Source organism: Pseudoalteromonas sp. S408, from assembly GCF_005886645.1.
In the GTDB taxonomy this organism is placed as follows: Bacteria; Pseudomonadota; Gammaproteobacteria; order Enterobacterales; family Alteromonadaceae; genus Pseudoalteromonas.
On sequence record NZ_PNDY01000008.1, the window covers coordinates 33,597 to 56,442 of the forward strand.

Sequence of the window (22,846 nt, forward strand, 5' to 3'; positions counted from 1 at the left end):
TACGACTGTTTATTTATTCCTTAAAGGATGCAGTTACAGTAAAAATTATTAAAAATAACAATATGCTCGATGTATATAAGGCCTTTTAAGTTACCATTACAAAATTAAAAAGCATTATTTAAAATGCAGTGTTTATGAAATAAAGCCTAACGTTTTTATTGGTTTATATAATAAACAGCGTGTTGTACCGTTAATATATTCTCTTTGCAAAAAAAATATAGTGAATTGATTGCATTTTAAGCGACTTCTATGGTGATGTTCGCTTTAAGTAATGCTATACTCCCGCCGAATAATTTATCGACTTTATTAAGAGTAAAATAATGGCAGATTTATCGAAGTACAGAAACATTGGTATTTTCGCGCACGTTGATGCGGGTAAAACCACTACTACTGAGCGTATCCTGAAGCTTACAGGTACTATCCACAAAACAGGTGAGGTTCATGATGGTGAATCTACTACCGATTTCATGGATCAAGAAGCTGAGCGCGGTATTACTATCCAGTCTGCGGCAGTAAGCTGTTTCTGGAAAGATCACCGTTTCAACGTTATCGATACTCCTGGACACGTTGACTTCACAGTTGAAGTTTACCGTTCACTTAAAGTATTAGATGGCGGTGTTGGTGTTTTCTGTGGTTCTGGTGGTGTTGAGCCACAATCAGAAACTAACTGGCGCTACGCGAACGAATCAGAAGTTGCACGTATTATTTTCGTAAATAAATTAGACCGTATGGGTGCTGATTTTTACCGTGTAACTGAGCAAGTACGTAAAGTACTTGGTGCAGTACCATTAATCATGACTTTACCAATCGGTATTGAAGATGACTTTGTTGGTGTTGTAGACGTATTAGAGAAAAAAGCATACGTTTGGGATGACACTGGTCTTCCAGAAAACTACTCAATCGAAGACGTTCCAGCTGACATGGTTGACAAAGTTGAAGAATACCATGAAATGCTTATCGAAACTGCTGTTGAGCAAGACGATGACCTAATGGAAGCGTACATGGAAGGTGAAGTACCTTCTGTTGAAGATATCAAACGTTGTATCCGTAAAGGTACTCGTGACCTTGCATTCTTCCCTACGTTCTGTGGTTCAGCGTTCAAAAACAAAGGTGTTCAATTAGTACTTGACGCTGTTGTTGATTACTTACCGGCTCCAACTGAAGTTGATCCTCAACCTCTTATGGACGAAGAAGGTAACGAAAACGGCGAGTTCGCAATTGTATCTGCAGACGAACCTTTCAAAGCGCTAGCATTCAAAATCATGGATGACCGTTTTGGTGCATTAACATTCGTACGTATATACTCTGGTAAGCTTAACAAGGGTGACACTATCCTTAATGCGTTTACTGGTAAAACAGAGCGTGTTGGCCGTATGGTTGAGATGCAAGCTGACGAGCGTAAAGAGCTTACTTCAGCACAAGCGGGTGACATCATTGCAATCGTAGGTATGAAGAACGTGCAAACTGGTCACACTCTTTGTGATCCTAAGCACCCAGTAACACTTGAGCCAATGGTATTCCCAACGCCAGTAATCTCGATTGCTGTACAGCCTAAAGATAAAGGCGGTAATGAGAAAATGGGTGTTGCTATCGGTAAAATGGTTGCAGAAGATCCATCTTTCCAAGTTGAGACTGATGAAGATTCAGGCGAAACTATCCTTAAAGGTATGGGTGAGCTTCACTTAGATATCAAAGTAGATATCCTTAAGCGTACTTACGGTGTAGATCTTATCGTTGGTCAACCACAGGTTGCTTACCGTGAAACTATCACTCGTGAAATCGAAGATAGCTACACGCACAAGAAACAATCTGGTGGTTCTGGTCAGTTCGGTAAAATTGATTACCGCATCAAGCCAGGCGAAGTGGGTTCAGGCTTCACGTTCACATCATCAGTTGTTGGTGGTAACGTACCTAAAGAATTCTGGCCTGCAGTTGAGAAAGGCTTTAAATCAATGATGCAAGAGGGTGTGCTAGCTGGCTTCCCAGTACTTGACGTTGAAGTAGAACTTTTCGACGGTGGCTTCCACGCCGTGGATTCATCTGCAATTGCATTCGAAATCGCTGCTAAAGGCGCTTTCCGTCAATCAATCCCTAAAGCGGGCGCACAGCTTCTTGAGCCAATCATGAAAGTTGACGTGTTCACGCCAGAGGATCACGTTGGTGACGTAATCGGTGACCTTAACCGTCGTCGTGGTATGCTAAGTGACCAAGAAGCTGGTTTAACAGGCGTTCGTATTAAAGCTGACGTACCATTATCAGAAATGTTTGGTTACATCGGTTCACTACGTACTATGACATCAGGCCGTGGTCAGTTCTCTATGGAGTTCTCACACTACGCACCATGTCCAGCTAACGTATCTGAAACGGTAATCGCTGCAGAAAAAGAGAAAAAAGCGGCTAAGTAATTAGTCTTTTAAACTCTAAAAAACCCGCACATGTTGCGGGTTTTTTATTGGTTGAAAATTATTTCAAGTGACTTTTTTAATATATAGCTAGCGTTTATTTTAAGCAGAAAAAAAGGAGCTCTGAGTGCTCCTTTTTAGTGTTATAGAATGATTAAGTAAACTTTCTAATTAGCCTTGCTTTAAGGGTTTTGATTTTAAGCTTACGAACACGATGAAAGCGCTGTACTGGCATTGTTGTTAATTGCTCTGCGGGTAGTATTGGTAAAGTTTCAGGGTATTGTCCTTTACTTGGTACTAATATGCTTTTCAGGTGCCCCTTAAGTGCAGCTAGCGTTTTATCGTTATCGACTTCACTCGGACATATAAATATACCTAGTTTTCTGAGTGCGATGCCAAACTCAATACTGCTAGAGTAACGAACAATAGGTGCTGCAAGTAGCAACCCTAATAAAATAGGGGATAACCACCAGAAAAATACAGGGGTAAAGTAATAAGCAATCCCGCCCCAAACAACTGCAACGACAGTTGAAAACAGTGTATAACCAAACGCTTCTTTCCACGACACCATGCGGCCTTCTCGCGGTTGAGCATCCCACGTTACTTTTTTACCTAAAAATACGCATATAACAAAGTAAGCATGAAAAACCATCATTAGTGGGGCCACTACAACGGCAAATATAGTTTCAATGACTGAACCAGCTATGAGTTTAATTGACCCACCAAAACGCTTGTTTCTATGTATTAAGGTGACAATTAAACCCATTAACTTAGGCAGTAATAAAATAACAATGGTTAGGTAAAGTAATGAATCAATTAAATCTGTTTTTGCAATCTGCCAAGTAGGAAATAATTGATAAGCACGGTTAAAGTACACATCACTATTAAGTGCGCGGGTAACGGCATCGATAGTACTTAATGCGAGCATTGACAGCCAAATAAGCGACGATATATATGCTGTGGCACCCAGTAAAAAATGAAACTTACTCATAAGCTTTAATTTATTTGATGACAATAAACCAAGGTGTTGAATATTGCCTTGTACCCATCGTCTATCACGAATTGCGTAGTCTAATATATTGCTTGGAACCTCTTCATAGCTACCTTCAATTTCAGATAACAGCAGTACATCCCACTCTGCTGAGTGAAGTAAAGAAGCTTCAACAAAGTCGTGGCTGAGAATTTCACCACCAAAAGGTGCATTTCCTTTTAACGTAGGTAAGCCACAACATTTTATAAAGGCATCGATTCTAATTATTGCGTTATGTCCCCAGTAATTAGCTTGATCGGTTTGCCAAAAAGCAGAGCCGGTAGCAAGCATTGGGCTGTAAAGCACTGATGCAAACTGTAAAAAACGGCCAAAAAAGGTATCTTGACGAACAGGAATAGGGATAGTTTGAATAAGGCCCGCTTGCGGGTTATTGAGCATGCTAGTTGTGAGCTCAAGCATACACTTGCCAGTCATTATACTGTCTGCATCAAGTACAATCATATGATCGTATTTACTGCCCCAACGCTCACAAAAATCTGTTAAGTTGCCTACTTTTCGATGTTTATTGTCTTCACGGCGACGGTAAAAAATATGTTTAGCGGTATCACCTAAGCGTTCACACAGTGCATGCCATGCACTGAGTTCATTGTTGGCTATTTGTGGGTCTTGTGTATCGCTTAGCAAATAAAAATCAAAGTGTTCAAGCTGTCCCGTTTCTTGAAGTGACGCTAGGCTTACTTCAAAACCAGCAATTACACGGTGTGTGTCTTCATTGTAAATAGGCATTACAACCGCTGTTTTTTGCTTAGCAATAGCTTGGGCGTGAATCGCGATTGGTTTTATGCGCTTTAAGGTAAGTGGATCGATACGAAATAGCTGTAATACAAACCCTATTGTACCGCTACAAAAGGCCGTCACTATCCATGCAAATGTAATTGAGAATAAAACAAGTAGTGCATACTCAAGTGGGGTCATGCCGTTAGAGTTAAGTATGTCGAACATGATTGATATGCCATAGCCTGATATGAATATAGCGGCAATTGCAAAAAGCCATATGCGAGCTGTTTTAAACGGCATAGGTGTTCCTTTGTTTTGCTTACTTGATGTCATTTGGATACCAAACATAGCTCCATACCTCACTAATTTCTTTATTACGTAGTTTTAACGATAAGCGCATATCAACCGGACTGTCATCTTGTGGTTCAATTTTAAAAGCAACACGCCAGCCGTACCCTTCAGGTAACTTTTGAACGGATACATCGCTTACTTCACCTGTGGTAAGTTGAATATCGGCATCTAACTTAAGTTGCTCCGAGAGAGCATCTAGAGCAGGGCCTGAAAAATCAACAGTGAATTGACGATGACTTTGTGGTGGCGGGTTTTCTTCACCCGGCAAGGCTGCACTGCCGATACGAGTACGAACTACATGTGCTTTTTCATGTTTGTTTAAACTGCTATTAAACGTACTCATTGTGTAGCTCAGCTGTAATGAATCACCTGCTTTAAAGGGTTTTTCTGGTACCCAGTAGCTAACAATATTGTCGTTTGTTTCAGTATTAGTTGGAATTTCGACTAGCTCAACACGGCCATTACCCCATTCACCCAGAGGTTCAATCCACAAACTTGGGCGATCATGGTAATGCGCCTCTATGTCAAAGTAGTTATTAAAGTCACGGTCGCGTTGTGCAAGCCCAAAGCCTTTAGGGTTTTCATATGCAAATGACGTAACACTTAGTTGCGATGGGTTATTTAGTGGGCGCCATACCCATTTATCATCCTGTGATTGAGTTAACAAACCATCAGAATCATGTACCTCAGGGCGGTAATCATCAAAAAACTTAGTACTGTTTTCACCGTGGTAGAACATGCTGGTTAGCGGTGCTATGCCTAACTTTTTCACGTCTTTACGGGCAAATATTTGCATGTCTATTTTAACGGTTGTGTTGGTAGTGGGGTCAATATTAAATTTATAAGCACCAGATACTGATGGGCTATCAAGCAATGCAAAAAGTACAATATTAGTTTGCTCTGCTTTAGGTTTTACTAGCCAAAACTCTTTAAACATTGGGAACTCTTCGCCAGACGCGAGCGCTGTATCAATTGCTAAACCGCGAGCTGAAAGGCCATAAACTTGGTTTGGGCCGACAACACGAAAATAAGACGCTCCTTGAAACACCATAATTTCATCTTTATATTTATCAGTATTTAAAGGGTAGTGAAGTCTAAACCCTGCATGGCCAAGTTGTGTGTTGGTCATGCTTTTAGTTAACTCATCCTTTAGTGGTGCGCTTGTCCCATCGTAATTATAAAAGTCAGTATTAAAAGGAAGCCTGCTGTGTGTTGAGTCGCTATCAACAGTATTGATTGTCACCGGTGTTTTGTACAAAAAACCAGGATGAAATAACTGTAATTCATACAAACCATCATCTTTCCAAACAGCTTGATTTTGCTTAAAACGAATGGAGCGGTAATCTTGATAATTAATGTTATTTAGTGAATCAAGTTCAATATTGTTAGGGGCCTTGTAGTCTTCACTGGCTAATTTTTTTGCACGTGCACTGATCACATCAAATAAACTACTTTGTGAAATAGAGGCTTTGGTTGTGCTTGCTAATACTTGGTTACTAACTGCACATGTTGAAAGTGCAATAAATAAACCCAAAATCGATTTAGTATGAGACTGCCATCGTGTTGTTAGTTGGGTAAGTTGCTTCATTTTTCCTTCCTTTATGAAAACGGCTAGGTCACATTTAAAAGTGATTTTTTTACTTAATGGGTAAGCCTAAATTAATATTTAAATTTGATGTTAAGTACTGACTTTGAGGGGGTCGCAAAGTTGTATTCAATAAAAAATTAAATATGTTTACCTAACACAAAAGATATTAAGGGAGGATAGCTGAAGCTTGTCTGAATTATTTTTACAGAGGAATAAAAAAAGCCGCAAGAGCGGCTTTTTGTTAATTACTTTATGTTACTTATTTCTTTTTAAAGCGACGCACAATAGAAAGTGGTGCTAAAAGAAGAGACAACCAAAGTAAAGAGCCTGCATCGTTATCATCATCTGAACGTAAGTTGTTTACTTTTACAGCAGCTTTTTCAGCTTTTGATACGTTACCAACACTATCTTCTACTTGTACAGTAAACGTGATTCGGTTTTCAAATTCATAATCAATTTCACCAGCAACAATTAGCTGACCTTGATCATTGATTGAGACACTATCGTTCTCAGATATGATGAATTTAACAACAGGTGAATCTTCAGGATTCGGATCTGCGTAATCAAGCATACCAATTACGGTACCTACAGCACTGTTTTCATCAATAGAGAAAACTTGATCTGGAGCAACAACAGGGGTTTGCTCTTCTGGTGTAAGTACAATTTCAGATTTGATATCAACAATCACTGGATCATGATCAGACGCGCGGTATGCACTTTCTGAGTAAAGCGTTGACTGGTGACCTTCGCTCTTAAACTCTACATTGTAATCAAGTACGATAGGCTCGTCGGCATTGATGTGCCAATCTTTAGCTGCCACGACTTTGCTAAGTAAAGACTCTGTAGCTACAGCGTGGTCAAGACTACCAGCACGGCCAGAGAAGCTGTAAGAGTAAGCTAGTGTGTTACCATCAAGCTCAGCCACAACATTTTTGTAACCTTTTTCGTCAAATTTGCGAATTGGATCTTCCATCGCGTAGGCGTTCATATCACCCACTAAGATAATATCTTCGTCGTCTACACCTGTTGGTTTACTATCTAACCAATCAGCAAATGCGCTTGCACCTTCTGTACGGATTTCATTCCAACATGCTTGCCCATCGTTTTGATCTTCATTAGCGCCACTTGCACTACCACAACCGCCTTTTGATTTTAAATGGGCGACTGCAACAGTAAATACTTCTTGCGACTCTAACGATTTAAAGCTTTGTGCGATAGGTGTGCGGTTGCTGAAATCAAATGGTGCTGTAGTTGTAATAGCAGCAGTACCTACTTCTTCAACTTTATTTGCGCGGTAAATAAGTGCAGTTGTAATTGCGTCAGTACCTACTTGGTTAACATTAAAGTCTACAAAAGCATATTCGTTTGCACTGTCAGCATCATTCAATGCGTTTACTAAACTTGCAATAGCACTAAACTCACCAAAGCCATCGTTTTCAATTTCCATTAAACCAACAACGTCAGCCTGCATTGCGCTAATTGCACTTACTAACTTAGCTTCTTGGCGAACCAACTCTTCAAGTGAGTCAGCACCACGGCTAGTTGGGAAGCCAGCGCCTTGGCCGTCACCATTGAAGTAATTTAGAACGTTAAAGCTTGCAACACGTAGGTCTGCATCAGGGTGTAATTCAGGTGCGTCCTCACGTGGGTTAGTTGCGATAAACTGCGGTGCAACTGTTGGGTGAATACGGTATGTGCTAAAGCTGTACGCTAATGCACCTGTTACGCTGTTTACACTATCGCCCGTACGTAATGTATTTTCTGCTGATAAACCAGGAGTCGGGTAAGCAGTAGGATCTGAGTTTTGAGTTGTTGAACCGTCATCAACTAAGATTTTTTTAGTTAAGTTTTCTACTTCAACAGCGTTAGCTGCATCGCCAGGCATAGCAATTTGGGTGCCTTGGTATAAACGTTCAGTTGCCAGCTCAACTTCACCGTAACGGCCTAAACCAAAGTTATTTGTCACAATTAACTCTTGGTCTAAGGTAACTAGCATGCCTTCAAAGGCCTCTAAATCATCTTGGCTTGCTAAAGGTAAAGAAATTTTAGTAGCGCTTACTGATTGACCCGTTGCACATACAGCAACTTGAACAACATCAGAAATTTGCGTTGAATCGAAGTACTCATCAACTGTACCCTGAACACGTACGTGATCGCCAACGTTTACATCGGTATCTGCAAAGTAAACAAATACACCCTCAGAAGTTAGTGGATTTGTATCCTCATCAGCGGCAAGTGAAGTTACAAAGAAGCCTTTAAGTTCATCATCGCCTTGGAAGTCGGCAGTAACGATACCTTCTAATTCTACTAATGTATCTACTAGCGGGCTTTCGTTACCTTCGCCTTGAATAGCGCTAATTAGCGTTTTATCAGCAGCACATACGATTGGCTCAATTGGATCAGGTTCAGGATCTGTTCCGCCACCATTACCCGCGTGAGAACCTAGGCCAGTAAATTCATTCTGATCGAACTGGGTCCATTCTTCGCTAGGGTTAAAGCTTGCATCTGGAGTGACACGACCAGTTACTATTCCATCTTTACGTCTTAACGTTTTGTTTGCGGTTTCTACACCACCCTCTGACCAAGATGAGCCAGGATCTACACCTCGCTGGCCGAAGCTGTCAACAACAGTTGTGCCTTGCATTAAAACTAGAGCATCATCACCATTAAAGTTTACAACTGAGTCAGATAAATCTGCTTTTGAAATAAGGCCTGCATCAGCTCTTGAGTCAGCATTAACAATAACATAAGTGCTATTAGCAGCGAGAGTACCACTTAACGTTAATTCAGTAGAAACAGTGCTAGAACCATTAGAGTAGCGCTGTAATGTATAATCACCTAGAGAGATGTCTGATGATGATGTGTTATATAGCTCTATCGCTTTATTATAGCCGCTGCCTTCAACATACTCAGATATGATTAAGTTGGCGGACGCTGGTGCACTAAGACCTGCTAGTACAAGCGCCAGTGGCGTTATTTTTGTTTTTAACATTTTTTATTATTCCCGTGTATTTAAATCCCAAAATGGGACACCAGTTTAGAGAATCTAAATGACAAAAATAATACAATTATGTTAATGAATGTAAACAAAAAGGCGGTTTAACCGCCTTTTTATCAATTACTTACTTTTTAGTGAGGTATTGCGCGGCTTGTTTGGCAAAGTAGGTTAATATTCCGTCAGCTCCTGCGCGCTTAAAAGCAAGTAAAGACTCCATAATTGTGGCCTCTTCACTTAGCCAACCGTTATCAATGGCGGCTTTGTGCATTGCATATTCTCCGCTGACCTGATATGCGAAAGTAGGTACACCAAATTCATCTTTTACGCGACGTACTATATCCAGGTAGGGCATGCCGGGTTTAACCATCACCATGTCGGCACCTTCTTGCAAATCAAGTGCTACTTCTCTAATTGCCTCATCAGAGTTAGCAGGATCCATTTGGTAGTTTTTCTTATCGGCACCTTTTAAGTTACTTGCTGAGCCAATTGCGTCTCTGAAAGGGCCGTAATAGCTAGATGCATATTTAGCCGAGTACGCTAAAATGCGAGTGTGTATAAACCCGTCTGCTTCGAGTGCTTCACGAATAGCCGCTATTCGGCCATCCATCATGTCTGAGGGGGCAATAACATCAGCCCCAGCGTTTGCATGTGACAGGGCTTGTTTAACTAATATTTCAGTAGTTACATCGTTTATTACATAGCCTGTATCGTCAATAATACCGTCTTGCCCATGTGTAGTGAAAGGGTCTAATGCACCATCAGTAATAACCCCCAGCTCTGGGAAGGCTTCTTTTAAAGCGCGAACAGTCCGCTGTACTAAACCATCGTCATTATAGGCTTCTTCGGCATGGAGTGATTTTTTATCTGCAGGTGTTACCGGAAAAATAGCAATGGCCGGAACGCCCAAATCGGTAAGTTCTTGCGCTTCTAATAAAAGCTGATCAATAGATAAGCGCTCAATACCGGGCATTGATTCAATGGATTCACGGCGGTTTTTACCTTCCAGCACAAAAACAGGAAAAATGAGGTCGTTAACAGTAAGTTGATTTTCGGCCATTAGACGACGAGAAAAATCATCGCGACGCATTCTGCGCATACGTGTGTAGGGGAAAAGATCTAGTCCAGATTGGGCCATATTGCTATGCTCCTATTGTAGGTTTTCAAAATTGACAACTTTATTACGGCCATGTTGTTTAGCGCTATAAAGTGCTTTATCTGCGCGTTCAGTAAATAATTCAGGGGTGTTTATATCATCAGCAATAAAGGTATAAACACCAGCACTAATGGTAAATTTAATTTCAGCACCCTCAACAATAACTGGGTTTTGATAAATATCTAATCGTATTTGCTCTGCTATATCAAAGGCGCCTTGGTTTGCGGTGTTTGGTAGTAAAATTACAAACTCCTCGCCGCCATAGCGAGCGACTTCATCCAGTGGGCGTTTTAAAAAGTGCTTAATAATGCCAGCAGTCGCTTTAATCACGTTATCGCCACTTAAGTGTCCGTAGGTATCGTTGATTGCTTTAAAGTGATCAATATCAATCATAATAATACTTAGCGGTGTTTGCTCTCTGCGTGAACGACGAAGCTCCATTACTAACTTCTTATCAAAAAATCGACGGTTTTTAGCGCCTGTTAACGCATCTTCTGTATTCAGTTGTTCAAGTTCTCTGTTTTTTTCTTCAAGCTCTCTAAGTGTTACTTGTAGTTCAAATGTGCGTTCGTCTACTTGCGATTCAAGCTCGTATTGCGCTTCTTCTTGCAATGCGAGCCGCTCTTTTAAGAGTGTATCTTGCGCCGTATTCTCTGCTATCAAGGTTTGTTGTTCGATTATCTGCTCATCTCGTTCAGTTATGAATTGCTTCATAACCGCGTAACATAAGCAAAAGGTACAACCAAAAAAGAATACAGATATAATGATCAAACCCATTGTTTCGAAGGTGTACCACCCCATTACGGTTATAACAAAATAAACCGCTACTGCATTAAAAAAGCCCAAAGCTAGTAATAAGGCATTTTTAGATTTTGAAGGGTGGGCGCGAGTAGATAAGTAGGTTGTTAAAAGATACAAACTCAAAACAATAGGGGTTATTATTAGGCAATATGCAGTGATTAACCAGTCAGGAAGTAGCCAAATAAATAATAGAGATACCGCGAGCAATTTTGTTATTAACTTTTGCACACGTGCTATTTTGCAAGTGTTTAGCTTGCACATTTGTAGCTGTAAAGGGAAAAACAACAACGCGATTAAAATAAGTAATATTGGCATTATTACTTGTTGAATTGCAGGAATACTCGGGTGTAAATAACGAAAGCCAAACCCGCCTAAATACGCTAAAAAAAGGCCTAGGGTAAAAGTAATCGCTCCCGCTAGTGCAAAATAACGCTTACGAGAAAATCCATACAAAAATAAACAGCTTAATGCTAGTGCTGCCAAAAAGCCGACCATTAATCCATAAACTAAGTTGAAGCCTTCTTTTTTAGTTAAATAAATATCTTGTTGCCATAAACTAATCGGAATACGTAAACCTGATGGATTGTTCACCTTAAGAATAACCCGAGTTGTGGAGCTTGCTGGAAGCGTCAGTTTAGCTAACAAAAACTCACTTTTTATGGGACGTTCATTAAGTGAGAATGAATCACCCAGCCTAATTTCTGACAATATCTGTGCATTATTTAAGTGAAAAAGCTGAACTTCATTTAAAAATGGATTGTCTATTAAAACTAATGGACTAAAGCGACTATTTAACGTGTTATTTATTTCAAATGAGATCCAAACAGGGCGACTTTCTAGGCCAAAGTTTAAAAGTTTTTGATTAACCGAATGCCATTTTTTAGGCTCAAGTTTTAAAGCCGCCTCTACTGATGAAGGCTCAAAAGAATACGTGATATTTTTAACAGAGTAGGACGAAAAATCAGAGTTTATTGTTACCGTAGAAGCAACACCTGAAAAAGTGCAAAACAGTATAAACAGGTAAATAGCAGCCTTTAAACTGTTCATTAACGAGCTTCTAAACCAAAAAGAGTATAAAAGTTATCGGTTGTTTGCTTAGCAATAACATGAGGCTCAAGTTGGTAAAGTTCAGCAATTGTTTGGCAAATATAGGGCAGCAATGAAGGCTCGTTTTTGCGAGACTTCGGTTTAGGTTCAACTGTTCGTGGAATTAAAAAAGGCGCGTCAGTTTCAATAAGTAGGCGTTTTAAGGGAATACTTGGGACTAAAGCTTGCAATGCTTGTCCGCGTCTTTCATCACAAACCCACCCTGTGATACCAATGTATAGGCCTAATGCTAAATAACTTTCGAGTGCACTTTCATCTCCTGTAAAGCAGTGGAGTATGCCGCGTACATTAAACTCGCTAAGAATATTGATCATGTCATCACTCGCATCACGTTCATGCAAATAAACCGGTAAATTTAACTGTTCGGCTAGCGCAAGTTGGCGCCTAAATACGCTGCGTTGAATATCTCGAGGGGAAAAATCACGGTTATAATCTAGCCCACATTCACCAATTGCAATAACCTGAGGTTGATTGGCAAGCAATGTTAACTGGCTCTCTAGTGAGTGAGTTGCTGTTTTGGCATCGTGTGGATGAATACCAGCGGTCGAAAAAAGTTGATAGGTTTTAGCTAACGCTGAAGATTGTTCACTCGATGAAAGGTCGCAACCAATAAGCAGCATTTTTTCAACACCCGCGCTTTTAGCGCGGGTGATGACATCCAGATGCTCATCATCAAACTGGTGGTTTGTTAAGTTAACGCCAGCATCAACCAGTCTGTAAGACATTACTTGGTTCGTTTAACGCGAATAGAACGGTTTTGACCATCTTTACTAAGTAAAAATGAATTAAATACCCCGCGGGTAATGGTTACAGCATCAGACGCTTTTAAGCGTATGCTATCAGAACCAATTTGACGCCATTTTTGGTTATTATTTAATGTAATAATGAGTTCACCATAAAGGGCTTTTTCAACTGATGTTATCGTTGCTTTAATTTCACTTTCTTTATTTTTTTTATCTTGTTTATGTTCTAGGCCAAAGTCATCTTTTGGCGCATCAACCACCGCTACAGCAGGAGTACTTGTTGAAGTGCTTGGGGCAGTAAGCTTTTGAGTCACTGTTGGTTTTGTAAGTGGTTTTCCTGCCATTGTATTGTCGTAACATAATAGACGGTTAAAATCATTTTCGATAAAGCTACATGCTTTCAGTGCTTGTGTATTAATGTCTGACTGCGCAGAAAATGCAGGTGCGCTTAATATAACCAGTAGTGAGAGTATTTGTTTTTTCATTTTATTCCTCAACTTCTTCTTGTGGTTTAGCGGTGTAAAATTTCGCTAAAATTAAACCTAATTCAAACAAAAGTAGCATAGGGAAGGCTAAAAGTGTTTGTGATAAAACGTCGGGCGGTGTTAAAAACATCGCCACTACAAAAACGCCCACCACAATGTAGGGGCGCTTTTCTTTTAAACTCGTAGTTGTGGTTGCCCCACTCCAGCATAACAGCATAATCGCAACCGGGATTTCAAATGCCACACCAAACGCAAAAAATAGTTTTAATACAAATCCTAAGTAACTACTTATATCTGGCGCGAGAGTCATCATTTCAGGACCTGTATTGGTAAAAAAGCCTAAAATAATGGGTAGCACTACAAAATAGCAAAATGCGATACCGCCATAAAATAGTAAAATGCTTGAAGCAAGAATTGGCATCAGCATTTTCTTTTCGTGTTGGTATAACCCCGGAGCTATAAACCCCCAAATTTGATGCAATATCCAGGGTATAGAGGCAAATAAAGCGACAAATAATGTCAGTTTAAATGGGGCGAAAAAGGGAGCAGTTACATCGGTTGCAATCATGGTTGCAGTGCTTGGTAAATGAGACACTAACGGCTGCGCAACAAACGTATAGATATCATTTGCAAAATACACAATTGCAATAAAAATAACTAATATACTCAACAGTGACTTTATAAGTCTGTCTCGTAGCTCTATTAAATGAGCTACAAATCCCGATTTTACTTCTTCAGCCATTATTCTTCATACCATTTAATAAGTGGACCACATAAAGGTAAATTAAATTCACTTTTTTTCATCAATAATTTGTTCAGGTTTTGATTCTTTTGGCTGTTTTTTATAGCTGTGGGTTACCGATTCTGCAGCTTGCTTTAGCTCACTTAAAGAGCTCTGCAACTCAGGGCTTAAATCTTGCAGGTTCTGCTGTTCAGCTTTTTTTAGATTTTCGTGGAGTTCGTGTACGCGCAGCTCTTCACTGACCTCAGCTTTAACAGAGTTAGCCAGAGATTTTACCGTTTTGATCCAGCGACTAACTGTTCTTATTGCTACGGGTAAACGCTCAGGCCCTAGTACAACTAAGCCTACAATAAAAACAACAACTAGCTCCCACATGCCCATGTTAATTAAACCTTATCACTATCTTTGGTTTTTTCTGTGTCTGTGGCTGCGGTATTTTGCGATTTTTGAATTTGTTCAGGTGTCTCTGTTTCAGTTGGTTTTTCATCCGACATTGCTTTTTTAAACCCTTTTACAGCTCCGCCTAAGTCACCACCCATGCCGCGTAATTTTTTAGTACCAAAAAGAAGTACAATGATTGCCAAAACAATCAATAATTGCCAAATACTAATGCCGCCCAATCCCATGGTTTTCTCCAATTAATAAAAAGATTAAATGTATATTTTAAATACTAATTATACGCTCTAAACTGCAAATAGCACTTTGTTTATGTGTGTCGCCAAGCAGCAATAAAACATGCGATAGAACAGGTTATTGTAAGAGCTGCAGCAATGAAATCATGCTGTAAATAACACAATGCTGACACCACCAAAGTAGCACTCCCCAACAAACTAAGCACTAAAGGTTTATGAGATATTGGTTGTGTAGGCACTTGTTTTCGTGCGGGGCGCTTTAGGTTTTGATAAATCAAATCGGGAAGCTCAGGCATTTTTTCTGCCCAAAACGGTAAGTTTGCATACATTTGTTTCAACACAGACAGCGGACCTACTTGTTCCTTTACCCACTGTTCTAAAAAGGGTTTAGCAGTTTTCCATAGATCAAGCTGAGGATAAAGTTGCCTTCCCAGCCCTTCTACATACAGTAAAGTTTTTTGTAGTAATACCAACTGTGGTTGCACCTGCATATTAAAGCGACGCGCAGTGTTAAATAAATTTACCAGCACATGACCAAATGATATTTCAGCAAGGGGCTTATTAAAAATAGGCTCACACACCGTTCTAATAGCAAACTCAAATTCTTCTATACTGGTATCTTCAGGGACCCAACCAGAATCAACATGCAGTTGTGCAACTTGAAGATAATCGCGATTAAAAAAGGCGATAAAGTTTTCTGCTAAATAGCGTTTATCTTCTTTACTTAGGGTGCCAACAATGCCGCAATCTATACCAATATATTTAGGGTTCTCGGGGTGCTCGCGAGATACGAAAATATTACCTGGGTGCATGTCAGCATGAAAAAAACTATCTCTGAATACTTGCGTAAAAAAAACTTCTACACCGCGTTCTGCAAGCAATTTCATGTTTGTATTTTGCGCTATTAACGACTCGGTGTCTGACACGGGTATACCGTAAATGCGCTCCATGACTAACACGTTGCTTCGGCTGTAATCGCTATAAACAGTGGGGATGTAAAGCGCATCAGAATCATCAAAATTACGTTTTAATTGAATGCCATTGGCGCCTTCACGCATTAGGTCTAATTCATCAAGCAGTGTTTTTTTATACTCTTTTACTACTTCTACGGGGCGCAAACGTTTTGATTCGTTATGTACATTGGCAAGTACTTGAGCGAGCTTTTCCATTAATGCTAAGTCGGCATTTATTTGTTCATGGATGTTTGGGCGAATTACTTTAATAACTACATCTTGTTCAATATTATTGTCGTCAATAAGCGTTGCAGTATGCACTTGTGCGATTGAGGCGGATGCTAATGGCGTTTGTGAAAATTCACTAAATAGCTCGCTAATATCATTAATCTCAAGTGCATTTTCTATAATTTTTTGTGCTAGTTCGCCTTCAAAAGGCTGAACTTGGTCTTGTAAAAAGGCAAGCTCTTGCGCGATATCGTGAGGAAGTAGATCGCGACGTGTTGACAACATTTGACCAAATTTAATCCATACAGGGCCCAGTTCTTGTAATGCTAAACGTAAGCGCAGCCCGGCAGGTTTTTCTTTATGCTGATTTCGTAACCAAAATAAGCACCCTCTGGCAATTTTTGCAAACCAAGGCGCTTTATTTTTAGGTACTAATTCGTCTAAACCATAGCTAAGTAATGTTTTAGTGATGTAATACAATCGTGAAGAAGACACAAAAAGTCCTTAGCGTGTTATAGCGTTTAATAAAGTGTTTATACGCTGCTCTATAGCGGCAACTTGGCCTTTTAGTTCTCTATTTTGTTGTTTAAATTGTGCAAGTTCTAAAGGGTGAATAGTGACTGCTAATTCGTCTTGAAATAAGCTTGTAAGTGTAGAGCTTAGTTTTGCTGTTACTTTACTTCCTTGATGCTTTAGCGACATTAAATGCATGTAAAGTTGTTGAGCTGGAGCATCGCCGATATACGCTGATAGTTGCTCAGGCCAATCTATGTCTATTTCCGAAAATGCACCGCTATATGCTTGAGCTATATTCAAATCACCTTGTAAATCAAGTTTATCTTGGCGAATTAACTGTGTAAGTATGGCCGGGTTTTTAAGTGCAACAAGCGTGTCGATATCAGCGCTGATCATGCAATCGCTATAATCGCTGTTGTCTGCGGTATAAAGGTGTAATTTTTCGTCAGCAAAAACAAGTTGTATGGTTTGTTGCCAGTCTCTAACTTCAACAAGTAAACGCTTTTGTTTTACTGTAGTTAGCTTGTGGGCAACGTTAGGGTCGAGTTTAAGTGCTTGGTTTAAAATGCGCTCAACAAGCGAAAGTACAAAGTTGGGTAGCATCAAAAAGGTTGATATATTTGTATCATCACTGGTTTTTTCAGTTGCTTGATCAAGCGCCATGACTCTGTGCCTTAATATTTAAAACCACGGTGAAGGGCAACAATTCCGCCTGTTAAGTTTTGATACGTTGTTTGTTCAAATCCAGCTTCATTCATCATTGCTTTAAGCGTATCTTGGTCTGGGTGCATACGAATCGACTCTGCTAAATATTGATAAGACTCACTGTCGTTAGCAACTAGCTTGCCCATTGTTGGCAGTAAATTGAACGAGTAAAAGTCATATGCCTTGCTAAGTGCTTCATGTTTTGGCTTAGAAAATTCTAATACTAATAAACGACCACCTGGCTTTAGTATGCGATACATTGAGCGCAGTGCTTTGTCTTTGTCGGTTACATTACGTAAACCGAAGGCAATGGTGATCACATCAAAGCTATTATCTGGAAATGGCAGCATTTCAGCATTCATTTGCACGTAGTCAATATTGCCTACAAGGCCCAAGTTATGAAGCTTTTCACGCCCTACTTTGAGCATAGATGAATTTATATCGCCCAAAACCACTTGGCCAGTTTCACCGACTAGTTGACTAAATTTTGCCGTTAAATCGCCTGTACCACCTGCTAAATCGAGTACATGATGGCCTTTACGAACGCCAGAACTGGCTATAGTTTGACGTTTCCATAAACGGTGTACACCAAAAGACATTAAATCATTCATTACATCGTACTTAGCCGCAACAGAGTGGAATACGTCTGCAACCATTGATGCTTTTTCATTTTCAGCAACGGTTTTGTAGCCAAAGTGCGTGGTCTTTTCAGGGGTTTCGTTCATGATTAATCTCTATCGTGGCAATAAGTACTAGTGTACTTTATTGTGCACCGAAGGTGCAATTTGAATATGATTTATCAGGTGTTTTATTGGCCGGCGGTAAAACTGCTTTGACCAAGTGATCGGGCTTTAAATGCCGCATGAGACGCTTTTTTAGCCAGTTGGTTAAAGTCTTCTTTTTGCTGATGCTGGGCAATACCTAATGATAAATTAATACTAGGCAGTTTTGCACCACTTTTTGAACTTACAAAACGCAGCTTTTCAACGCCCTTACGGACTTTTTCAGCAATGAGAATTGCTGTCTCAGGGTCAATGTCCGCTAGTAAAACAGTGAACTGATCTTTAGCAGTACGCCCTGGTAAACCACTTTGCATCACATACTTTTGAACTTGTTTAGCCACTTTATTTAAAATGACTTCACCAATAACATCGCCAAAGTTATCCACAAAATGGGCTAAGTTATCTATTTGAATGGCAATGGCACAAATTGACTTGGATTGGTTTGTCCAAAGTTCAGTTTGCTGGGTCAAATAATGACGTTTAAATAAACCGGTTTGACTGTCTATAATGTGTTGTTTTCGAAGTTGGGAAAGTTGTTTTTGTGTTCTTTCATGTAGTTTTTTAGCTCTAGCTAGCTCTTGCTTAAACTTTTTATGCTGGGCGAGTAACTCAGCAGTTTGCTTATCAAGTTTATTAAGTGCTTGGCGGCTTTGTTCTATATTATTTTCGTCAAGCGAATGAACACATTCACTCACTTGATCAGCAAAGCGACTGATTTGCTTTTCTGTATTTTGTGCATTGTTAGATAATGAGGTAATAACACCGTCTACGTTTTGAATCATCGACACTTGCGTATTGTGTCCGACGTTTAAAAACTCAAAGTAAAGCTGCTCTATTAATACACCATCAATGTTTTCATCGGTAGAAATAGCGCGATCTAATGTTTTATTTAATTTTAGATTTGCTTGGCTAACATAGGTGTATACAACTTGAAAATTCAGGGGCGTTGGCGGCAATGCATAACGTTCTAAGAACAAACACACTTGAGTCATTTTCTCTTGAGCAATAGCCATGGAATCATGGAACATCATTATTTAATACCAACTAAGTACGCATCAATGCTTAATTTATAATTTCATTCCATGAGTCGATTGTGCGTCCGAGCTTTTTTATTATTTTTTTACTACAGTAATCGTTATAACTGCTATTAAAAAGCAAAAATAGGGCCAAGGGAACTTAAATTTTACTTTAGTCGCTTAATAGCTGCTTTTCTCATCAATTAGGCTTGTTTTTAACTCATTTAATATGATTTATCGTTTTAATAAATATTTTAAACGGTACTTTTAGGGCTGATTTTTATTTAGACACTCACCTTACAGTTGTGTTTTTAGTATAAAAATAAGATACGTACTATAAGCAGTGTTTAGAGTTTAAAGAGCTCTTTTATCAAGTAAGTTTTAAACCTAAAAGGCACTCTCAGCAACGATGCTTATCTCATTTACTTGCTATTTACTGAGTCTGCGATAGTTTTGTGAAATTCATTATCTGACTAAACTTTATTATGACGAATCATTTATTACTCAAGCCAATACGCAATACGCTCATCAGCATGACGTTTTTATGTACTTTAAGTGCCTGTCAAACCACAAACCATAACGTCGATAGTCAATTTACAGCGATAGCTAACAGTATTGTAGATTACCGACAAACTACGAGTCCTTATGCTAACACTGAGGGCGTTAATGGTTATTTGTTGGCTAATTTATCGCCTGAGTTTTTAGCTCAACAATACAATAAAAAAATTCAATTTTTGGCTGAGTTAGATGCAATTAATACAAATAAATTAAATGCTGAAAACCAAATAAACTTCAACATTATTCGGGCGCAGGTACAAAACAGTGTTGACGAATATGTATTTAATACTCATTACATGCCGTTAACTTCTGAGTACGGTTTTCATTCTGGCTTATCGTATATTGTAAACAGTAGCCAATACAAAACACTGCAAGATTATCAAACTTATTTAGCGCGTTTGGCTCAGCTTCCTCGCTTTTTTGAACAAAACATTTATTGGATGAAAAAAGGTCTTCAAACAGGTTTAACGCAACCTAAAGCGGTACTTGAAGGGTACGAAGAGTCAATATTGGCCTATATAGTTGATGATGTTACAACATCTGAGTTTTACAAACCTTTTTTAAAAAATAACGCAGCTTTGTCAGAGAGTGAATTTAAATCGCTTCAACAACAGGCTAAATTGGTAATAAAAGATAAAGTAATTGAATCGTATAAAAATTATTTAGCTTTTTTTACACAGGAATACCGCCCCGGTGCGCGCACTACGATAGGTATTTCAAATACGCCAAACGGCGAGTCGTTTTATAAAAATAGAGCAAAATATTACACCACTACCGAAATGACCCCTAAAGAAATACACGAGCTGGGGTTGCAGGAAGTAGCCCGCATTCGCGGCGAAATGGAAGCAATTATAAAAGAAGTAGAATTTGAGGGAACATTTGCAGAGTTCATCCACTTTTTACGAACCGATCCGCAATTTTATGCAACTACACCAGAGCAACTGCTAAAAGAAGCAGCATACATAGCTAAAAAAATGGACGCGCAACTACCAAAGCTGTTTCATACGCTACCCCGTAAACCATATGGTGTTGCGCCTGTACCTGCGAGCATCGCACCTAAATACACAACGGGTCGATACTCTGGGTCAAATAGGGATGATGAGGCAGGGTATTATTGGGTAAACACGTACGCACTTGATAAGCGCCCACTGTATGTATTAGAAGCGTTGACTTTACACGAGGCAGTACCTGGCCATCATCTACAAATATCATTGAATGCAGAGCTAGAAACCCTGCCAAGCTATCGTCGAGATGCGTATTTATCGGCCTTTGGTGAAGGCTGGGGGCTTTACTCTGAGTATTTAGGCATTGAAGCCGGTTTTTACCAAAGCCCATATAGCCGATTTGGCCGTTTAACTTACGAAATGTGGCGAGCGGCTCGCTTAGTGGTTGATACTGGTATGCATATGTATGGCTGGAGTAGAGAGCGTGCTATGCAGTTTATGAGCGAAAATACGGCGTTGTCGTTACACAATGTGAAAACCGAAACCGATCGCTATATAACTTGGCCTGGCCAAGCGCTGTCGTACAAAATTGGTGAGCTCACAATTAAACGTTTACGTAAAGAAGCTGAGCAAGCACTTGGGCAAAATTTCGATATTAGGGAGTTTCACCATCAGGTATTACGCCATGGCTCTGTTCCTTTATCAGTTTTAGAGGCGCAAGTACGTTTGTATATTAATGAAGAGCTAGCCAAACAGAAGAGTTAACCTACAGATGGTTAATTCTTGAATGCATAAAAGTGTTATGTCATGTTGGGCATAGCACTTTTTTATTTTTACAGCAGCGAACCCTACAATGAATAATTTTATAATGTTTAGTATTGATGTATTTGCGAGTCTATTTATTGTTTTTTTAGGTTTGCTGGTTTTAATTGTCGTTATTTTTTATATCCGCGATGTTACACAAACAAAGCATGCAATTAGACGAAATTACCCGGTAATTGGGCGCTTTAGGTATTTTTTTGAACGCCAAGGCGAGTTTTTCAGACAATACTTTTTTGCCCTTGATAGAGAAGAAATGCCTTTTAATCGGGCCGAACGTAGTTGGGTTTACCGTGCTGCAAAAAACGTAGACCGTACTGCGGCATTTGGATCTACACAAAGCTTAGAGGTCACAGGTACGGTCATGTTTATGAACTGCGCCTTCCCTACGCTTGATGAAGAAGCGCTTGCGCCAAGTGAAGTAACGCTTGGGCCCTATTGCCAAACACCTTATTCAACCAATTCGTTATTTAATGTATCGGGAATGAGCTTTGGTGCGCTGTCTAAACCCGCTGTCCGTGCTCTTTCTAAAGGAGCCAAGCTCGCAGGCTGTTGGATGAACACGGGTGAAGGTGGCTTGAGCCCTTATCACCTTGAAGGGGGCGCCGATTTAGTTTTTCAAATTGGTACTGCTAAATACGGGGTACGCGATGAAAATGGGCAGCTCAGTATCGAAAAGCTCAAACAGGTTGCAGCACACGAGCAGGTTAAAATGTTTGAGCTTAAAATGAGCCAAGGTGCTAAACCCGGTAAGGGAGGTATGCTTCCTGGGCGTAAAGTGAATGCTGAGATAGCAAAAATACGCGGTATCCCTGAGGGGGAAGATTCTATTAGTCCAAATGGGCACCCTGAAATTAAAAACCCCAGCGATATTCTCGATATGATTGCAACGGTACGAAATACTACAGGTAAACCAACTGGCTTTAAGGCCGTTATTGGTGCGTATGGCTGGTTAGAAACCTTATTTGCTGAAATAAATCACCGTGGTATAGAGTCAGCTCCTGACTTTATTACTATTGACAGTGCAGACGGTGGAACAGGTGCTGCTCCTCAACCCTTAATGGACTCTGTGGGATTACCACTTCGTGAAAGTTTACCGCTAGTAGTTAATATGCTTGAAAAACACGGACTGCGTGATCGCGTTAAAGTCATTGTTTCGGGTAAGCTTATTGTGCCTTCTAAAGTTGCTTGGGCGTTAGCGCTTGGGGCCGATTTTGTTGTATCGGCTCGCGGACATATGTTTGCATTAGGGTGTATTCAAGCAATGCAATGTAACAAAGATTCTTGCCCTACCGGTATTACTACTCATAACGAACGCTTGCAGCGCGGTTTAAACGTTGCTGATAAAGCGCAGCGAGTGGCTAACTACAATAAGTATATTCACTATGGCGCGGGGCTTATTGCTCACTCATGCGGCGTAACAAGTGCACGAGAGCTTAAACGTGAGCATGTACGCATAGTGCAAGAAAGTGGCCTTTCGGAGCCATTAGACAAAATTTACGAAAATTATAAGTAAGTCAAAAATAAACAGACGCAATAGGCGCATGTTTATTAT

The 22,846-nt window shown here is 39.9% G+C and carries 17 protein-coding genes; 3 read left to right on the forward strand and 14 right to left on the reverse strand.

From position 1 onward, the window contains the following. Nucleotides 1–320: 320 nt before the first annotated feature. The gene (gene fusA / locus CWB62_RS08525; RefSeq protein WP_058404706.1) at nt 321–2,405 is read left to right on the forward strand and encodes an elongation factor G; all 2,085 of its coding nucleotides are present in this window, start codon (nt 321–323) and stop codon (nt 2,403–2,405) included. Nucleotides 2,406–2,556: 151 nt separating this feature from the next. Here the strand turns inward: fusA and mdoH are convergent, their stop codons facing one another. From mdoH to CWB62_RS08595, 14 genes are all read right to left on the reverse strand, one after another. Continuing rightward, on the reverse strand, nt 2,557–4,518 hold the full coding sequence (gene mdoH, locus CWB62_RS08530; protein ID WP_138530995.1) for a glucans biosynthesis glucosyltransferase MdoH: 1,962 nt from the start codon (nt 4,516–4,518) through the stop codon (nt 2,557–2,559). Beyond that, nucleotides 4,490–6,109, reverse strand: a complete 1,620-nt coding sequence (locus CWB62_RS08535; RefSeq protein ID WP_138530996.1) for an OpgD/OpgG family glucan biosynthesis protein — start codon at nt 6,107–6,109, stop codon at nt 4,490–4,492. Before CWB62_RS08535 ends, mdoH begins: the two co-directional genes overlap by 29 nt. A gap of 259 nt (nt 6,110–6,368) precedes the next feature. Further along, nucleotides 6,369–9,101 carry an ExeM/NucH family extracellular endonuclease gene (locus tag CWB62_RS08540; protein WP_138530998.1) on the reverse strand — a complete coding sequence of 911 codons (2,733 nt, stop codon included), beginning with the start codon at nt 9,099–9,101 and terminating at the stop codon, nt 6,369–6,371. 130 nt (nt 9,102–9,231) lie between these two features. Then, nucleotides 9,232–10,242: a porphobilinogen synthase gene (gene hemB / locus CWB62_RS08545; RefSeq protein WP_058404702.1), complete on the reverse strand. Its 1,011-nt coding sequence runs from the start codon at nt 10,240–10,242 to the stop codon at nt 9,232–9,234. A gap of 12 nt (nt 10,243–10,254) precedes the next feature. Next, nucleotides 10,255–12,108, reverse strand: coding sequence for a sensor domain-containing diguanylate cyclase (locus tag CWB62_RS08550; RefSeq protein WP_138531000.1), 1,854 nt, complete (start codon nt 12,106–12,108; stop codon nt 10,255–10,257). Continuing rightward, nucleotides 12,108–12,893 (reverse strand): TatD family hydrolase, encoded by a 786-nt coding sequence (locus CWB62_RS08555; protein ID WP_138531002.1) that lies wholly within the window; start codon nt 12,891–12,893, stop codon nt 12,108–12,110. The genes CWB62_RS08550 and CWB62_RS08555 overlap by 1 nt, the downstream gene beginning before the upstream one ends. Continuing rightward, a complete protein-coding gene (locus CWB62_RS08560; protein ID WP_058404699.1) occupies nt 12,893–13,396 on the reverse strand; it encodes a hypothetical protein in 504 nt (167 codons plus the stop codon). Before CWB62_RS08560 ends, CWB62_RS08555 begins: the two co-directional genes overlap by 1 nt. A 1-nt stretch (nt 13,397) precedes the next feature. Further along, the gene (gene tatC, locus CWB62_RS08565; RefSeq protein ID WP_138531004.1) at nt 13,398–14,138 is read right to left on the reverse strand and encodes a twin-arginine translocase subunit TatC; all 741 of its coding nucleotides are present in this window, start codon (nt 14,136–14,138) and stop codon (nt 13,398–13,400) included. Between the two features lie 48 nt (nt 14,139–14,186). Continuing rightward, nucleotides 14,187–14,519 carry a Sec-independent protein translocase protein TatB gene (gene tatB, locus CWB62_RS08570; RefSeq protein WP_058404698.1) on the reverse strand — a complete coding sequence of 111 codons (333 nt, stop codon included), beginning with the start codon at nt 14,517–14,519 and terminating at the stop codon, nt 14,187–14,189. 5 nt (nt 14,520–14,524) lie between these two features. Next, nucleotides 14,525–14,764: a Sec-independent protein translocase subunit TatA gene (tatA, locus tag CWB62_RS08575; RefSeq protein WP_058552747.1), complete on the reverse strand. Its 240-nt coding sequence runs from the start codon at nt 14,762–14,764 to the stop codon at nt 14,525–14,527. An 80-nt stretch (nt 14,765–14,844) separates the two neighbouring features. After that, entirely contained in the window at nt 14,845–16,446 is a 1,602-nt protein-coding gene (ubiB, locus tag CWB62_RS08580; protein WP_138531006.1) for a ubiquinone biosynthesis regulatory protein kinase UbiB, read from the reverse strand. Between the two features lie 9 nt (nt 16,447–16,455). Then, entirely contained in the window at nt 16,456–17,130 is a 675-nt protein-coding gene (locus tag CWB62_RS08585) for a ubiquinone biosynthesis accessory factor UbiJ (protein WP_058404695.1), read from the reverse strand. Between the two features lie 11 nt (nt 17,131–17,141). Then, nucleotides 17,142–17,897, reverse strand: a complete 756-nt coding sequence (gene ubiE, locus CWB62_RS08590) for a bifunctional demethylmenaquinone methyltransferase/2-methoxy-6-polyprenyl-1,4-benzoquinol methylase UbiE (protein ID WP_058404694.1) — start codon at nt 17,895–17,897, stop codon at nt 17,142–17,144. 83 nt (nt 17,898–17,980) lie between these two features. Then, a complete protein-coding gene (locus CWB62_RS08595; RefSeq protein WP_058404719.1) occupies nt 17,981–18,967 on the reverse strand; it encodes a GGDEF domain-containing protein in 987 nt (328 codons plus the stop codon). A 488-nt stretch (nt 18,968–19,455) separates the two neighbouring features. On the opposite strand from CWB62_RS08595, the gene CWB62_RS08600 reads away from it, so the two are divergent. After that, nucleotides 19,456–21,237: a DUF885 domain-containing protein gene (locus CWB62_RS08600; protein ID WP_138531008.1), complete on the forward strand. Its 1,782-nt coding sequence runs from the start codon at nt 19,456–19,458 to the stop codon at nt 21,235–21,237. An 88-nt stretch (nt 21,238–21,325) separates the two neighbouring features. After that, nucleotides 21,326–22,807 carry an FMN-binding glutamate synthase family protein gene (locus CWB62_RS08605; protein WP_058404692.1) on the forward strand — a complete coding sequence of 494 codons (1,482 nt, stop codon included), beginning with the start codon at nt 21,326–21,328 and terminating at the stop codon, nt 22,805–22,807. The last annotated feature ends 39 nt before the right edge of the window (nt 22,808–22,846 follow it).

Bases quoted from the DNA above. Each gene is read 5' to 3' on its own strand.
- CWB62_RS08605 (WP_058404692.1), top strand. From the start codon at position 21,326: ATGAATAATTTTATAATGTTTAGTATTGATGTATTTGCGAGTCTATTT.
- CWB62_RS08550 (WP_138531000.1), bottom strand. From the start codon at position 12,108: ATGAACAGTTTAAAGGCTGCTATTTACCTGTTTATACTGTTTTGCACT.
- hemB (WP_058404702.1), bottom strand. From the start codon at position 10,242: ATGGCCCAATCTGGACTAGATCTTTTCCCCTACACACGTATGCGCAGA.
- CWB62_RS08540 (WP_138530998.1), bottom strand. From the start codon at position 9,101: ATGTTAAAAACAAAAATAACGCCACTGGCGCTTGTACTAGCAGGTCTT.
- CWB62_RS08560 (WP_058404699.1), bottom strand. From the start codon at position 13,396: ATGAAAAAACAAATACTCTCACTACTGGTTATATTAAGCGCACCTGCA.
- ubiE (WP_058404694.1), bottom strand. From the start codon at position 17,897: ATGAACGAAACCCCTGAAAAGACCACGCACTTTGGCTACAAAACCGTT.
- CWB62_RS08595 (WP_058404719.1), bottom strand. From the start codon at position 18,967: ATGGCTATTGCTCAAGAGAAAATGACTCAAGTGTGTTTGTTCTTAGAA.
- tatA (WP_058552747.1), bottom strand. From the start codon at position 14,764: ATGGGATTGGGCGGCATTAGTATTTGGCAATTATTGATTGTTTTGGCA.
- tatB (WP_058404698.1), bottom strand. From the start codon at position 14,519: ATGGGCATGTGGGAGCTAGTTGTTGTTTTTATTGTAGGCTTAGTTGTA.
- mdoH (WP_138530995.1), bottom strand. From the start codon at position 4,518: ATGTTTGGTATCCAAATGACATCAAGTAAGCAAAACAAAGGAACACCT.
- CWB62_RS08555 (WP_138531002.1), bottom strand. From the start codon at position 12,893: ATGTCTTACAGACTGGTTGATGCTGGCGTTAACTTAACAAACCACCAG.
- fusA (WP_058404706.1), top strand. From the start codon at position 321: ATGGCAGATTTATCGAAGTACAGAAACATTGGTATTTTCGCGCACGTT.
- CWB62_RS08535 (WP_138530996.1), bottom strand. From the start codon at position 6,109: ATGAAGCAACTTACCCAACTAACAACACGATGGCAGTCTCATACTAAA.
- CWB62_RS08585 (WP_058404695.1), bottom strand. From the start codon at position 17,130: ATGGCGCTTGATCAAGCAACTGAAAAAACCAGTGATGATACAAATATA.
- tatC (WP_138531004.1), bottom strand. From the start codon at position 14,138: ATGGCTGAAGAAGTAAAATCGGGATTTGTAGCTCATTTAATAGAGCTA.
- CWB62_RS08600 (WP_138531008.1), top strand. From the start codon at position 19,456: ATGACGAATCATTTATTACTCAAGCCAATACGCAATACGCTCATCAGC.